The sequence below is a fragment of the Geodermatophilus sp. YIM 151500 genome (assembly GCF_025716945.1).
In the GTDB taxonomy this organism is placed as follows: domain Bacteria; phylum Actinomycetota; class Actinomycetes; order Mycobacteriales; family Geodermatophilaceae; genus YIM-151500.
Genome location: NZ_JAOVZT010000007.1, coordinates 21,093 through 34,707, shown reverse-complemented (window position 1 = coordinate 34,707; position 13,615 = coordinate 21,093). Strand labels below are relative to the sequence as shown.

The following is a 13,615-nucleotide window of genomic DNA, read 5'->3' as shown; positions in this document are numbered from 1 at the left end:
GGCCTCCTGCATGCTGCAGCGACGCTCGTCTCGGCGGAGGTCAGGATGGACTGCTCCATCAGCCGCGTGAGCATCAGCGACGGAACGTTCCGCTACCGCGCTCGCTATCGGGGACCCCAGCGGTCGGCAGCAGGAACGACGCTTCCCACGAAAGGTCGACGCCCAGCGTTGGCTCGACGAGACCACTTCGGCGTCGGTGACCCGGACCTGGACCGCACCCGAGCGCGGCCGCTTCACCGTCGCGGAGTGGGCCGCACGATGGCTGGCCGCCCAGACCGGCATCGGGCCGGGCACCCAGTACCGGTACGCCACCCTGCTCCGGGCCCACGTGCTGCCGTCCTGGGGTCGGCACCGGCTCTCCGACGTCACCCACGCCGAGGTCGCCGCATGGGTCGCCGCTCTCCGCTCGCACGGATCTGCGCCATCCACCGTCCGGCAGGCACACCGCGTCTTCTCACTGCTGCTCGACCTCGCCGTGCGGGACGGCCGCATCCCTCGCAATCCGGCCTCCCGAGTCCCCTTGCCGCGGGTGACTCGCGACGAGCCGCGGTTCCTCACTCACGACCAGGTCGAGCACCTCGCCGAGGCGGCCGGCGATGACGGCGACGTGATCCGGCTACTCGCCTACACCGGTCTCCGCTTCGGCGAGATGGCCGCACTGCGGGTGCGCCGCGTCGACTTCCTCCGCCGACGACTGGTCATCGCCGAGGCCGCCACCGAGGTGGCGGGCAAGCTCGAGTTCGGCACGCCCAAGACGCATCAACAGCGGACGGTGCCCTTGCCGGCCGCAGCTACGGAAGCACTGGCCCGGCGGTGCGAAGGCAAGGGCGCTGACGACCTGGTGCTCACCGCGCCGAAGGGCGGACCGCTCCGCCTGCGGAACTGGCGACGCGAGGTCTTCGATCCCGCCGTGCGCGCGGCCGGGCTGAGCGACGTCACCCCGCACGACCTGCGCCACACCGCTGCCTCGCTCGCCGTTGCCAGCGGCGCCACCGTGAAGGCCGTCCAGCGGATGCTTGGCCACGCCTCGGCGGCGATGACCCTGGACGTCCACTCCGGCCTCCTCGACGACGACCTGACGGCGCTGGCCGACCGGATGGACGCCGCCGCGCGGGCAGCCGCGGAGGCGCGTGTGGGCGCCGTGTGGGCGCGGCCCGCCAGCCGACACTCCGCCGAACGGTAAATGCGCTGTTCCAAGGCGGTGGGCCCCGTGGGGATCGAACCCACAACCCGCGGATTAAAAGTCCGCTGCTCTGCCAGTTGAGCTAGAGGCCCGGTGGGTGCAGGACCCTCCAGATGCGCGCGGGACTGCTGGAGGCCCTGCCGCACGGTCCGAGGCTACCGCCGGAGATCCGAGCCACCGCAGCGAGCGGCTCGGCCCGCGGGGCCGGCGGCCAACGGAGATCAGACGACGGTCACCGGGGCTCCGACTCGGATCTCCCCGTCGGTGAGGAGGTCCACCCGCAGCCCACCCCGGTGGATCAGCGGTCGCAGCACACCGGGGCCGCTGAGCCGCTCGAGGTGCGCGCAGGGCTCGCACAGCCGGCGGCCGGCGCACAGCACGTCCCCGATGCGGAAGGTGCGCCCGACGAGGGCGTTGACGTCGATGCCGCGGGTGAGGACGTTGCGCCGGGTCGCGGCGAATTCGAGCGGATGCCCCGCCGCCCCGAGCTCGTCGAGCACCTCCGCGGCGACCAGCGTCAGGTCGTACCCGGGCCGGTGGCCGGCGCGCGGGCTGAACGTGCCGGCCCGTGCGGCGTAGCGGTCGCCGTCGAGGCCGCGCCCGGCGAGGGCCCGTGCGGTCCCGAGCAGCTGCATGGGGGCCTCGGCCACGGTGGCCACGGCCAGGCTCTCGACGGTGCCGTGCAGCTCCGGCGCGACCGGAGCCGGGCGCAGCACGGGGTCGAGGGAGGCGACGGCGTACGCCTCGGTGATGCGCAGCTCGGCGGTGGCCCGGCCCAGCAGCCCGGGCGCCTGGGGACTGAGGACGACCCCGGGTGGCGTCCCGAAGGCCAGGACGGGGACGGACGCCCCGGCTCCCCCGGCCGCGCCGCCCGCAGCACCGCCGCGCTCCACCACGGCGATCCACCAGCCGGCCCACTGGAACCGGTCGGGCTCGGCGATGGGCACCAGACCCGACCCGCGCTCGGCCAGCCACGTCCGCCAGGCTCCGAGAGCGTGCCGCAGGCCGCCGTCCGGCAGCGGCAGGTCGGTCCCGGGCACCTCGGTGACCGAGGCCAGGCAGACGGCGAAGCCGCGGGTCAGTTCATCGGAGACCGCCCCGGGCGGGAGCTCGACGTCGATCACGGTCCCTCCCGGGTCCGGCCGGTGCCGCCTGGCCCGCGGCCACCGGTCGAGGCTACGAGGGGAGGCTACAAGGGACGCCACGAGGGGGCGATACCGTCGCCGTCGCGACCGGTCCGGGGGCAGCCCCATGGTCACGCCCGACCCCGGAGTTGCGCGTGCGCGGCCCGGACCAACGCGTCGGCGACCCGGTCGAGCGGGTCGGAGTCCAGTCGCCACTGCTGCCAGTACAGCAGGACGTCGACGGCGCCGGCCGGGTCGAACGGCGTGACCGCGCCGACGCCGGGCATCCGCGGCCGACGTCCGGGGTCCAGCTGCAGTTCCGGCAGCATGCCCCAGCCGAAGCCGAGGGCCACGGCGCGAAGGTAGTCCGCCGACGAGGGGACGTAGTGGATCGGCACGTCCGCCGTCGGCAGGTGCCGGCGCAGGTAGACGTGCTGGAGGTCGTCGCGGCGGTCGAAGACGACCACCGGCGCCGACCGCAAGGCCTCGGCGGCGGGCCCGCGCGGGAACCAACGGTCGGCGAACCCGGGAGCGGCGCAGGGCAGGTAGCGCATGCGGCCCAGCGGCGTCACGCGGCAGCCAGCCACCGGTTCCGCGTCGGAGGTGACCGCACCCATCACGGTGCCGGCCCGCAGCAGCGTGCTGGTGTGGGTCTGGTCGGAGCTGTGCAGGTCGAAACGGAGCTCGTCGGCCAGCGGAGCGAGCGCGGGCAGGGCCCAGGTGGCCAGCGAGTCGGCGTTGACCGCGATCGGCACGACCGGCGGGCGGCCGGGCTCGGCCGGGTCGAGGTGACGGCTGGTGTCGGCGACGAGCAGACCGACCTGGCGGGCCAGCCGCAGCACCGGCTCGCCGGCGGAGGTGACGGTTGCCGGCCGCCCACGCTGCACCAGCACCCGGCCGGTGGCCACCTCGAGCGCGCGCAGGCGCTGCGACACCGCGGACGGCGTGACGTGGAGCCGGCGCGCGGCCGCCTCCAGGGTGCCCTCGTCGATCACCGCGACCAGGGTTTGCAGCTGCGCCAGGTCGACGTCCACGAACAGCGATGCTAACGCTGCCAAAGAAACATGAGCTGGACTGTCGGACGCACCGTTCCTAGCGTCGAACACCGTGACGACGGGACTGCTGGCCGCCCTGGCCGGACTGGGGTTGGGCCTCTCGCTGATCGTGGCCATCGGGGCGCAGAACGCCTTCGTCCTGCGGCAGGGTCTGCGCCTCGAGCACGTGAGCGCGGTCGTGGCGGTGTGCGCGGTGTCCGACGCGGTGCTCATCCTCGCCGGCGTCGCGGGCGGCTCGTGGCTCAGCGCCCGGTTGCCCGACGCGATCACCGCGATCCGCCTGGCCGGCGCGGCCTTCCTGCTCGGCTACGCCGCTCTCGCCGCCCGCCGGGCGCTGCACCCGGCGGCGATCGCCGTCGACACGCGTGGCACCCGGACCGGCCTGCTGGCGACCGTCGTGACGTGCCTCGCGCTGACCTGGCTCAACCCGCACGTGTACCTGGACACCGTGCTGCTGCTGGGATCGGTCGCCGACAGCCACGGCACCTGGCGGTGGTGGTTCGCCGTCGGCGCGGCAGTCGGCAGCGTGATCTGGTTCTGCGCCCTCGGCTACGGCGCGCGGCTGCTGCGGCCCCTGTTCGCCCGCCCGGCGGCCTGGCGGGTGCTCGACTCCGCCATCGCCGTCGTCATGGCCGTCCTCGGCCTCGGCCTGCTCACCAGCGCGCTCTGACGCCCGGCTCCGGTCGAGGACCGACGCGCCGGAGCGCCGGACCCGCGGACCGGCGCCTGCCCGTGCCGGCTCAGATCACGTCGAACGCGAGCAGCAGCACGAGCGTGAGCAGGGCCGAGACGAGCAGGGAGCCGAGGCAGCCCAGGCGGCTGGAGAACAGGAAGAACACCCGCGATCGATGCCCGCCACCGGCCGCCCGCTACCGCGCGTGTGAGCGGAACCTCACCGGACCGGGTGCGCTCACCCGTCCAGGGGATCCCGTCCCCCAGCAGCGGCTACGTAGCGTGAGCGCGACGGCCGGGTGGCCGGTCGACGACGCCCGACCACCCGGTCCCGGACCAGCCCGTCCCATCGCCGAGCAGAGGCGGTGGGACGGGCCCCGACCCCGGCCCGGCCGCTCCGTTCCCCCCGGAGCGGCCGGGTCGGCTCTCTTCCCGGGCCACCACCGTCAGCGGCGTCCCGTGCAGATCCGGTCGACCATCTCGGTCAGCTGCGCCCGGGCCGGCTCGTCGAGCGGCAGGTCGACGACCACCGGCTCGCGCTCCCCCACCTCGACCCCGACCGGGAAGCGGAACGGCTGCTTGGTCTCGGCCAGCACGTGCGGGTCGCAGGACGCCGGCTCGAACGATACCGGCGTCGCGGCCGACCGCTCGTCGCCGCCCAGGTCCAGCGGCAGTCCGGACGCCGTTGGCTCGACCAGCACGCTCCGGTCGAGCCGGACCACGCGCACCGGCTCCGTCCCCGACCGGCGCTCCAGCGTCAATGAGCCGCTCACCCCCGCCTCGTCCGCCCGCAGCCCGGTCACCGCGACGTCCACCACGCCGGCCAGCGCCAGGGCGGCGCACCGCTTCCCGTGGACGCGGGTCAGCGCCTCCGCGGCGAGCGGCGCGGTGAGCCGCTCGGTCGTCCCGTCCGGTCGGGCGACGGTCAGCTCGACGGTGGCCGGCTCGGCGTCCGCGTCGCAGACCGGGTCCCCGTACGGGGCCGGCAGGTCGATCGTGCGGCCCGGCGCGTAGCCGGCCACCTCCTCGCCGGCGGGCAGCGGCTCGAAGCCCGGCGACCGCAGCGCGAGCGAGGTGACCGTGAACGGCTCCGCGCCGGTGTTGGTGATCCGCACGTGCACCTGGCCGCCGACGGCGGCGTCCGTGCGCAGCTCGATGGCCTCGGCGTCGATCCCTGGCACGGCCGGGACGGCGGGCGTCGCGGGCCTGGCGGACGACGGGCTCGCCGCCGCTCCGGCGCCGTCGCGCACGGCGGGTTCGGCACCACCGCAGCCGGCGCCGAGCCCGAGCAGCAGCCCGACGACGGCCGCCCGGCGGGCGGAGCGCCCCGCCTCCCGTCCCACGACGCGCAGCGTAGGTCGGCGCAACCGCCCGCGGGACCGTCAGCGCGGGGCGTTCACCCCTGGTGTCGCCCCGCGAGGCGGGCCAGCACCCGTCCGGCGTCCATGCGGACGTCCAGCTTCTCCTGGTGGTTCGCCGCCGGCCCGCGCCGCGGAGTGCCGTCGTCGAGGTCGAAGGCCGATCCGTGCCACGGGCAGACCAGGCAGGTCCGTCCGCGCAGCTCCTCGACGGTGCCCTCCTGCAGCGGGCCGGACGCGTGCGAGCAGTTGCCGACGAACACGTCCACACGGGCGCCCCGCCGGACCGCCACCAGCGGGACGTCGGCGCTGCCGCCGCTCCCGGTCCGCAGCGCCGGCCGGCCGTCGGGGAAGTCGTCGAGCGGGCCGAGGTCCATCCAGTCGTGCTGCAGCGCCCGCGCCGCGGCCGCGGAGTGCGAGGCACCCGACGACTGCGCGTAGGACATGTGGCCGCCGATCGAGGCGGATCCGGTGGCCACGGCGAGCCCGGCGTACGCCAACCCCCGGCCGAGCCCGTCCCGGCGCCGCGCCCGTGCCACCAGCGAACCGACGTACAGCCCGGTGGCGACGACGTTCAGTGCGGCGTGCAGAGCACCCAGCCGCCGCACGCCCGCTCCCTGCTCGGCCCAGTCGGCGGCCCCGGTGAGCGCCGCGGGCACGGACGCCGCCACGCCGGTGCCGATGAGCACCGTCGCCGCCGGCCGCAGGGGCGGGATGGCGTCGAGCAGGCCCGCCGAGAGCCAACTGCCCGTGGGCACCTGGATGACGACCGGGTGCAGCGGGTGGCCCAGCCAGGTGCCGTGCAGGAGGTCCTTGAGCGCCGTCGGCCGCAGGGCGGCGCGGACGGCGGTGCGCGCGGGCTCGATCGCCCGGTCGAGGGTGGGCACGTCCGAGAGTCGATCGAGGAAACCCGTGAGGCTCATGCGGCCCCTCTACCCCGCGGCGACCCGGCGACGCGTGCGCCCCGGTCGCTGTCGGCCCGGGCCGGTCGTGACCCGTCCCACAGGGGGGCATGACCCTCGCCCGCCGCGGGAATCCCAGCCCGACACCCGGCCGTTTCCACAGCGAGGCACACCGAGAGGACCCCCGTGACCTGCCCGACGCTGCTGCTGCGTCACCCGCTGCCCGCGGCGGTGGCGCGGGTGCGGGAGGCCGGGGCCGGACCGTGGCTGCGGACGCTGCGCCACCGCGACGACGTCCTCTCCCAGTTACCCGTTTCCTGCTCGCCGGCGGCCTGGCGAACGTGCTGTACGCGGTGCTGTTCCTCTCCCTGGCGCCGCTGGGCGGCCAACCGGCCAACCTCGCCGGTGCGGTCGCGTCCTCGACGCTGGCCAACGAGCTGCACCGCCGCTCGACCTTCCGGGCCGGGGCACGGGTCGGCTGGCTGACCGCGCAGTGGGCCGGCAGTGGCATCGCGCTGGCCGGCTGGGCGATGTCGGCCGCTGCGCTGGGCGTGCTCGAGGCCGCGGTCGTCGACCCGTCGCCGGCCACCGGCGCCGTCCTCGTGCTGTCGGTGACCGCCACCGTCGGCCTGGTCCGCTTCATCGCCCTCCGCTGGGTGTTCCGCCCCGCCCGCCCCGCCCGGCCCACCCTGGCCGGCGCGGCCTGACCGCCCCGCGGCACGTCCGGCCACCTGCCCCGAGGGGCCGGGGATTGAGGTTTGCGCCACACCCGGGATGAACATGTACCCCGGTGGCATTGGTTGAGCGTGCAACCAACTGCACCTCCCGTCCCCGATCCATCGAGGAGCACCGTCGTGGCGAAGATCGCCGTCATCTACTACTCGTCGACCGGCAACGTGCACCAGCTGGCCGCGGCCGTGGCCGAGGGCGCCCGCGAGGCCGGCGCCGAGGTCCGCCTGCGCCGCGTCCCGGAGCTGGCGCCCCAGGAGGCCATCGACTCCAACCCGCTGTGGCGCGCCCACGTCGACGCCACCGCGCACGAGGTCGAGGAGGCCACCCCGGCCGACCTGGAGTGGGCCGACGGCTATGCGCTCGGCACGCCCACGCGCTTCGGCACGCCCGCCGCGCAGCTCAAGCAGTTCATCGACACGCTCGGCGGCCTGTGGTTCCAGGGCAAGCTCGCCAACAAGGGCGCGACCGCCTTCACCAGCGCGCAGAACACCCACGGCGGCATCGAGTCGACGATCCTGACGCTGTTCAACGTGTTCTCCCACTTCGGCGCCGTCATCGTCCCGCCGGGCTACACCGACCCGATCCTGTTCGAGGCCGGCGGCAACCCCTACGGCAGCTCCGTCGCCTCCGCCGGCAAGTCGGCCGCGGCGTCCGACGCCGAGCTGGCCGCCGCCCGCCACCAGGGCCGCCGCCTGGCCGAGGTGAGCGCCAAGCTCGCCGCCTGAGCGACCCCGCGCACGGCACGGCGCCCCCGCACCCGTCCGGTGCGGGGGCGCCGCCCGTTCGGGTGCCGGCCGGCGCGGAGACCCGGACGGCGGCCTCGCCGCTCACTAACCTGGCCGCCGTGTCCGAGCCGAGCACCCCGCCGCGCCCTCCGCGGCCGTGGCTCACCGGTGCACGGCGTCTGCTCCCGGCCGCGCGCCGCTGGGGCTCGCGGTTGGCCGTGACCGTGGGCGGCGCCCTGCTCGGCGTGGCGCTGCTCGGCCGGGTCGACGCGCCGATCGGCCCCTTCGACGCCAGCCTCGCCTTCCGCCCGGTGGGCGGCGGCGCCGACCTGGCCATCCCTCCGCTCGGCTCGCTGGCCGTCGACGCCTACGACGGGCCGCTGCGCCTGGAGATCCAGCTCCGCCGCATCGACGAGGTGCGTGTGCAGAGCCTCGTGTCCAGCCCGGCCGCACTCGACCGGGTCGTCGACGAGGTCAGCGCCGACCTGCGGTCCGCCGTCGTCCGGCTGGTGTGGACGACGACCGGTGCTGCCGTCCTCGGCGCCGCCGGAGCCGCGCTGCTGCTGACCCGCCGCCGGCGGGAGCCGGCCATCGCCGCCGGCCTGTCGGTCGTGCTGCTGGCCGGGACCGCCGGCATCGGCGCGGCCACCTGGCGGCCCGAGGCGCTCTCCCAGCCCACCTACACCGGCCTGCTGGTCAACGCGAACAGCCTGATCGGCAGCGCCGAGGACATCGTGGCGCGTTTCGACGCCTACCGGGCGTCGCTGGAGGACCTGGTCGGCAACGTCACCACGCTCTACGCCACCATCGCCGCGCTGCCCGCCCCGCCCAGCGCGGACGCCGACAGCACGGTCCTGCTGCACGTCTCCGACCTGCACCTCAACCCCGCCGGCTTCGACCTGGTCGCGCAGCTGGTCGACCAGTTCGAGGTCGACGGCGTGCTCGACACCGGCGACATCACCGACTGGGGCAGCGAGCCGGAGAACCAGCTGATCGGCTCGGTGGGCGCGTTCGGCGTGCCCTACGTCTACATCCGCGGCAACCACGACTCGTCGGTGACCGCCGGGCTGATCGCCGCGCAGCCGGGCACCGCCGTCCTGGACGGCTCCGACGTGACCGTCGGCGGCGTCCGCGTGGTCGGCGCCGCCGACCCCCGGTTCACCCCGGACAAGAGCAGCGGGGACGACGGCAGCGGCAGCGACGAGCTGCTGCAGGCGACCGGTGAGGAGCTCGCCGACTTCGCGGCGTCGCTCGACCCCGCGCCGGCGGTGGCGCTGGTGCACGACCCGAAGACGGCCGAGCCGCTGGACGGCGTCGTCCCGCTCGTCCTCGCCGGGCACACGCACGACCGCAGGGTGACCGAGCTCGACGAGGGCACCGTGCTCATGGTGCAGGGCTCCACCGGCGGCGCGGGGCTGCGCGCGCTCGAGGGCGAGTACCCCGAGCCGCTGACCTGCACGGTGCTCTACTTCGACTCGGCCACCGGCGCGCTCACCGCCTACGACGAGATCACGGTGGGCGGCCTCGGGCTCACCGAGGCGACCATCGAGCGCACGGTCGTCGAGCGGCCGGGGGGCGAGACGGCCGGGGCTGCGCCCGCCGGGCAGGCACCCACCGGGCAGGCACCCACCGGGCAGGCACCCACCGGGCAGGCACCGCCCGGGCCGACGCCTGCCGGACCGACGCCCGCCGAGGCCGGTCCGATCGGCCCGGCGGAGGCGCCCGCACCGGACCCCGGCGCGCCGCCGGCGGCCTCGCCCGCCGGGTGACCGGGCCGCCTGCCTAGGCTCGCGGCATGGCTCCCCGGACGACGATCCGCATCCCCGCGGCCCTGCTCGCGGGTGGGCTGCTGCTCGCGCCGCTGGCCGGCTGCACGGTCAGCTCCGAGAACGTGTCGTGCTCGACGAGCTCCTGCACCGTCCGGTTGTCCGGGGACACCTCGGAGGTCGAGATCCTCGGCACGACGCTCGGCTTCGGCGGCGTGCAGGACGGGCGGGCGTCGCTGGAGGTGGCGGGCACCAGCGTCTCGTGCGCCGAGGGTGAGGCGGTCCGGGCCGGGACGCTCACCTTGGAATGCACCTCGGTGTCCGACGACTCCGTCGAGGTCACCGCCTCGCTCGGCTGACCGCCGGGGTCGGTCGGCGCGGGTGTCGATCGGCATCCCGGGGCGCGCCTCCCGGGTCGCGCCCGCAGGTGGCGCGGGTCAGGCCGGGTCGGCGACCTCGACGACGATGCGGGTCGGGTCCGCGAGGCTGTACACCCGGAAGGGCACTTCCTCCTGCACCCCGACGAAGGTGACCGTCTGCCCCTCGAACGTGGCGTCGAAGACGACCTCGGTGACCACCTGGGCCGCGGGGTCGGTGAGCGGTGCGTCGGCGGCGTACTCCTCGACCCCGGTGGCGTACGGGTAGGCGGTGCCGGTCAGCGTGACCTGCAGCACGGCGCCACCGGCGACGTCGACCGCATCCCCCGAGCCCTGGGACGACGGCGCGTCGACGTAGCGGACGTCCCAGCCCGGCGTGCCGGTGCCGCCGAGCTCGAGCACGATCCGGTCGAAGCCGTCGTGCCGGCCGAGCCGGATGTCGGTCACGGTGCCCTGCGAGTCGGCCGACGGCTCCGCGGTGTCCGGCGTCGCGTCGGCCGGGAAGGGTGGCGCGCTGGTGTCCCCGCCGGCGGACGGCGAGGCCGGGCCCGCACCCCCGGTCGCGGGCGCGCTGCTGGGCGCGTCCCCGCCGCCGGCCGCCGTCCCGAGGTCCCCCGAACCGGCGCAGGCGGTCAGCAGGACCAGGGACAGCGAGGAGGCGAGCAACGCGGCACGGCGGACGTACATGCACAGAAGGGTGACACCCCCGAGGCGGTCCGTTCGTGATTGACGGCACGGCGATTTCCGGAGCGGACGAGTCCCGCCCGGACACGGCCGGCGGGGTGGTCACCGGCGCCCCGCGCGGGGCATGTATCGTTCTCCATGCCCCCGGCACGTACGAGCCCCCATCGTCTAGCGGTCCAGGACGCCGCCCTTTCAAGGCGGTAGCACGGGTTCGAACCCCGTTGGGGGCACGCACCGCACGAGCAGCACCAGCAACACCAGCAAGGCCCTGTAGCGCAGTTGGTTAGCGCGCCGCCCTGTCACGGCGGAGGTCGCGGGTTCGAGTCCCGTCAGGGTCGCTCTCCGGTGGTCCGCACCGGTCGGGGCAGGTAGCTCAGTCGGTACGAGCGCTCGCCTGAAAAGCGAGAGGTCGGCGGTTCGACCCCGCCCCTGCCCACACCCTCCGCGCCGCACCCGGCGCCTCCTCACACCCAGACGCGGTCGGCGGCCACGCGGGCGTACACCTCCTCGTGCACGCGCCGCACCGCGGCCCGCTGCTCGGTCCGCCACGCGCGGTCGGCCGGTCGCGGCATCGGCCGGGCCAGCGCCGCACCGACGGCGACCGTCAGCGACACCGGGTCCAGCCCCCGGTGCTCGTCGTTGCCGTAGGTGACCACGTCGGACCACTGGTCGGCGAACCAGCCGCAGCTCGGCGCGACGACCCGGGTGCCGACGTCGCGGCAGACCTCGAGGTCGCGGGAGTGGGTGCCGCACCGCTCGGGCAGCACCGCGACGTGCAGCTGCTGCAGCCGCGCCGTCCGGTCGCCGCGGACCACCACGAGCCCGACGTCGCCGTCGGCGACCAGGCCGCGGACGGCGGACGGCAGCGCGGGCTCGTCGCGGACGTCGACCAGCACCCGCAGCCGCCCTCCGCCCGACCTGGCGCCCGACAGCGCCGCCCGCACCACGGCCGTCGGATCGGGGACCGCCGGCGACGGCCCGCCGACCGGCAGCCCGACCAGGCCGCGCTCGCCACCCAGCTCGGGCACCGGGACGGCGAGCGACGGGTGCGCGACGACGATCGCCGTCCGGCCGAACCGCGCAGCGAGCTCCTCCGCGGCACCCGCGGTGAGGGTCAGGACCAGCTCCGCCGTCGTCAGCACCGCGGCCAGGTGCGCGTCGTGCCGCACGCGGGTCACCTGCTGCGGGTCGCGCAGCTGGTGGACGGTCACCACCAGCGGGACGCCGAGCCGGCGCAGCGTCCCCAGCCAGTGGTCGAGCCGCGCCGGGGTCAGGTGCCCGTACCCGGTGTGCAGGTGCACCACGTCGACCGTCCGCGCGTGCAGCTCCAGGTAGGTCGGGTCCAGCCAGGGGCTCGGTCCGGCAGCGGGCCCGACGCGGACCGCACCGTCGGGCAGCACGGCGTCGACGTACGCGTCGGTGTGCGGGATGCTCGCCACCCGCAGGAGGCCGGTCGGCGGCCCGCCCGGGCGGGACGGTGGTGCGGAGGTCATCCGGCCGTGCTCCTCCTGCGGTCGAGCACTGCGGCGGCAGGGGGCGGTGCTCACGACGACGGTGTCGGCACCGGTGAGGCACCGGGGTTCCGTTACCCGGCGATCCGTCGGCCAACCCGGACGGCGCCCGAAGGGATGACGAACGCCCTCCTCACCGGTCAGGATGGGCGTCGCCGGGACGACGGCCCGCCGTCCGCCCGGGTGCATCCGCACCGTCAACCGGCAGACCTCGTGCAAGCGCGCGGCCAACTTCGGTGACTTCTGCCCCGCGGCGGTCGGTGACACGGAACGGTCCGCCCGATTACTCTCTGTTCATGTTCTCGACGCTCCTGGTCATCGGCGGTGTCCTCGCCGGGCTGCTCGTGCTGCTCGCCCTGATCGTGACCCTGAGCGCCCGCCCCGCCGCCGGCGACCGCGCCGCCTCCGGCCGTCCCGACCGCTCGGCCGGCTGGGTGGCCGACGTGGGCCGCCGGCACCCGGACGCGTGGGCACCCGTCACCACCACCAGCGAGATCCCCGCGATCCGCTGACCAGACCCCGGCGTCCCGGCGGCTGCGGACAGCGCGCCGCCGGGACGGCCCGGTCCACCGCGCACCGCCCTCAGGGCAGGCGTAAAGACTCCGCCGGTCCCGGCTCCACCCGGCCCTCGACGAGGAGCTTGCCCAGCGTCGCCCGGGTCGACTGGGCCGCCGCGGGCCACAACGCGCGCGGCACGTCCGCGTAGACCTCCGCGACCAGCTCGTCGACCGTGCGCGGGCCCCCGGCGAGGGCACCCAGCAGCTGCACCTCCCGGTACGCCCGGTGGGCCAGGTAGTACTCCAGCACCGCCACCGGGTCCTCGGTCAGCTCCGGCCCGTGCCCGCAGTAGAGCGCGCTGGGCCCCAGGTCGTGCACCCGGCGCAGCGACTCGAGATAGGCGACGACGTCGCCCTCGGGATGCGTCACCACCGAGGTGCCCCGGCCCAGCACGTGGTCGCCCACGAGCACCGCGCCCGACTCCAGCCGGAACGCGAGGTGGTCGCCGGTGTGCCCCGGGGTCGGGACGACGGTGAGCACCGTGCCGGCCAGGACCAGCCGCTCCCCCGCGCGCAGCAGCCGCCCGGCCGGGCCGGCGACGTCGCGGCGCGCGGCGGCGACGGGCGCACCGAAGTGCGCTCCCCACGGTTGCGCCGCCTCGGCGTGGTCGCCGTGGTGGTGGGTGACGAGCACGGCGACGCAGCGCGCGTCGCGCTCGGTCAGCGCGGCCTCGACGGCGGCGAGGTGCGCGGCGTCGTCCGGCCCCGGGTCGACGAGCACGGCCTGCCCGGAGCCCGGCTCCCCGACCAGGTAGGTGTTCGTGCCGTCGAGGGTCATCCCCGAGGGGTTCGGCGCGAGCACCCGGGTGACCAACGGCTCGAGCCGGGCGGTGCGGGGCATCGCGCCGGGCGCGGGCAGCGCCCAGCCGGTGCGGGGGTCGGCCGGCGGGGGCACGTCGGTGATCATGGTCGGATGGTCGCACCGATCGGCGTGGCGGGCAGCCACTCGACGATGATCAGGGGTGGGGC

The 13,615-nt window shown here is 75.8% G+C and carries 14 protein-coding genes and 4 tRNA genes; 10 read left to right on the top strand and 8 right to left on the bottom strand.

Annotation, left to right across the window (positions count from 1 at the left end):
- The first annotated feature begins 196 nt into the window (after positions 1–196).
- Positions 197–1,183 carry a tyrosine-type recombinase/integrase gene (locus tag OF117_RS13210; RefSeq protein ID WP_263553308.1) on the top strand — a complete coding sequence of 329 codons (987 nt, stop codon included), beginning with the start codon at positions 197–199 and terminating at the stop codon, positions 1,181–1,183.
- Between the two features lie 19 nt (positions 1,184–1,202).
- Here OF117_RS13210 and OF117_RS13205 read toward each other — a convergent pair.
- The 3 genes from OF117_RS13205 to OF117_RS13195 all read right to left on the bottom strand — a co-directional run bounded on the left by OF117_RS13205 (position 1,203) and on the right by OF117_RS13195 (position 3,341).
- Positions 1,203–1,275: transfer RNA gene (locus OF117_RS13205), tRNA-Lys, on the bottom strand.
- Between the two features lie 129 nt (positions 1,276–1,404).
- Complete coding sequence (locus tag OF117_RS13200) at positions 1,405–2,307, bottom strand: MOSC domain-containing protein (RefSeq protein WP_263553307.1); 903 nt, start codon at positions 2,305–2,307, stop codon at positions 1,405–1,407.
- Between the two features lie 131 nt (positions 2,308–2,438).
- Positions 2,439–3,341, bottom strand: a complete 903-nt coding sequence (locus OF117_RS13195; protein WP_263553306.1) for a LysR family transcriptional regulator ArgP — start codon at positions 3,339–3,341, stop codon at positions 2,439–2,441.
- Between the two features lie 73 nt (positions 3,342–3,414).
- On the opposite strand from OF117_RS13195, the gene OF117_RS13190 reads away from it, so the two are divergent.
- Complete coding sequence (locus OF117_RS13190; protein ID WP_263553305.1) at positions 3,415–4,032, top strand: LysE/ArgO family amino acid transporter; 618 nt, start codon at positions 3,415–3,417, stop codon at positions 4,030–4,032.
- Between the two features lie 448 nt (positions 4,033–4,480).
- Here the strand turns inward: OF117_RS13190 and OF117_RS13185 are convergent, their stop codons facing one another.
- Complete coding sequence (locus tag OF117_RS13185) at positions 4,481–5,377, bottom strand: hypothetical protein (protein WP_263553304.1); 897 nt, start codon at positions 5,375–5,377, stop codon at positions 4,481–4,483.
- 53 nt (positions 5,378–5,430) lie between these two features.
- Positions 5,431–6,315: a Rieske 2Fe-2S domain-containing protein gene (locus OF117_RS13180; protein ID WP_263553303.1), complete on the bottom strand. Its 885-nt coding sequence runs from the start codon at positions 6,313–6,315 to the stop codon at positions 5,431–5,433.
- A 242-nt stretch (positions 6,316–6,557) separates the two neighbouring features.
- On the opposite strand from OF117_RS13180, the gene OF117_RS13175 reads away from it, so the two are divergent.
- The 4 genes from OF117_RS13175 to OF117_RS13160 all read left to right on the top strand — a co-directional run bounded on the left by OF117_RS13175 (position 6,558) and on the right by OF117_RS13160 (position 9,876).
- Positions 6,558–7,001, top strand: coding sequence for a GtrA family protein (locus tag OF117_RS13175; RefSeq protein ID WP_263553302.1), 444 nt, complete (start codon positions 6,558–6,560; stop codon positions 6,999–7,001).
- A 147-nt stretch (positions 7,002–7,148) separates the two neighbouring features.
- Positions 7,149–7,751 (top strand): NAD(P)H:quinone oxidoreductase, encoded by a 603-nt coding sequence (gene wrbA / locus OF117_RS13170; protein ID WP_263553301.1) that lies wholly within the window; start codon positions 7,149–7,151, stop codon positions 7,749–7,751.
- Between the two features lie 119 nt (positions 7,752–7,870).
- Entirely contained in the window at positions 7,871–9,520 is a 1,650-nt protein-coding gene (locus OF117_RS13165) for a metallophosphoesterase (RefSeq protein WP_263553300.1), read from the top strand.
- A gap of 26 nt (positions 9,521–9,546) precedes the next feature.
- Positions 9,547–9,876 (top strand): hypothetical protein, encoded by a 330-nt coding sequence (locus OF117_RS13160; RefSeq protein ID WP_263553299.1) that lies wholly within the window; start codon positions 9,547–9,549, stop codon positions 9,874–9,876.
- Between the two features lie 78 nt (positions 9,877–9,954).
- Here OF117_RS13160 and OF117_RS13155 read toward each other — a convergent pair whose 3' ends face one another.
- Entirely contained in the window at positions 9,955–10,581 is a 627-nt protein-coding gene (locus OF117_RS13155; protein ID WP_263553298.1) for a hypothetical protein, read from the bottom strand.
- A gap of 154 nt (positions 10,582–10,735) precedes the next feature.
- Here OF117_RS13155 and OF117_RS13150 point away from each other — a divergent pair.
- From OF117_RS13150 to OF117_RS13140, 3 genes are all read left to right on the top strand, one after another.
- Positions 10,736–10,808, top strand: a tRNA-Glu gene (locus tag OF117_RS13150).
- A gap of 34 nt (positions 10,809–10,842) precedes the next feature.
- Positions 10,843–10,916 (top strand) — tRNA-Asp (locus OF117_RS13145).
- 24 nt (positions 10,917–10,940) lie between these two features.
- Positions 10,941–11,014, top strand: a tRNA-Phe gene (locus OF117_RS13140).
- Positions 11,015–11,042: 28 nt separating this feature from the next.
- Here the strand turns inward: OF117_RS13140 and OF117_RS13135 are convergent.
- Complete coding sequence (locus OF117_RS13135) at positions 11,043–12,071, bottom strand: hypothetical protein (RefSeq protein WP_263553297.1); 1,029 nt, start codon at positions 12,069–12,071, stop codon at positions 11,043–11,045.
- A 314-nt stretch (positions 12,072–12,385) separates the two neighbouring features.
- On the opposite strand from OF117_RS13135, the gene OF117_RS13130 reads away from it, so the two are divergent.
- Complete coding sequence (locus tag OF117_RS13130; RefSeq protein WP_263553296.1) at positions 12,386–12,601, top strand: hypothetical protein; 216 nt, start codon at positions 12,386–12,388, stop codon at positions 12,599–12,601.
- 70 nt (positions 12,602–12,671) lie between these two features.
- On the opposite strand, the gene OF117_RS13125 is transcribed toward OF117_RS13130, so the two are convergent.
- Positions 12,672–13,553 (bottom strand): MBL fold metallo-hydrolase, encoded by an 882-nt coding sequence (locus OF117_RS13125; protein WP_263553295.1) that lies wholly within the window; start codon positions 13,551–13,553, stop codon positions 12,672–12,674.
- Positions 13,554–13,615: the final 62 nt, after the last annotated feature.

What these genes read in the sequence shown, in the direction of transcription:
- OF117_RS13180 (WP_263553303.1), bottom strand. Translation starts at nt 6,315, where the DNA reads ATGAGCCTCACGGGTTTCCTCGATCGACTCTCGGACGTGCCCACCCTC.
- OF117_RS13160 (WP_263553299.1), top strand. Translation starts at nt 9,547, where the DNA reads ATGGCTCCCCGGACGACGATCCGCATCCCCGCGGCCCTGCTCGCGGGT.
- OF117_RS13155 (WP_263553298.1), bottom strand. Translation starts at nt 10,581, where the DNA reads ATGTACGTCCGCCGTGCCGCGTTGCTCGCCTCCTCGCTGTCCCTGGTC.
- OF117_RS13135 (WP_263553297.1), bottom strand. Translation starts at nt 12,071, where the DNA reads ATGACCTCCGCACCACCGTCCCGCCCGGGCGGGCCGCCGACCGGCCTC.
- OF117_RS13130 (WP_263553296.1), top strand. Translation starts at nt 12,386, where the DNA reads ATGTTCTCGACGCTCCTGGTCATCGGCGGTGTCCTCGCCGGGCTGCTC.
- OF117_RS13125 (WP_263553295.1), bottom strand. Translation starts at nt 13,553, where the DNA reads ATGATCACCGACGTGCCCCCGCCGGCCGACCCCCGCACCGGCTGGGCG.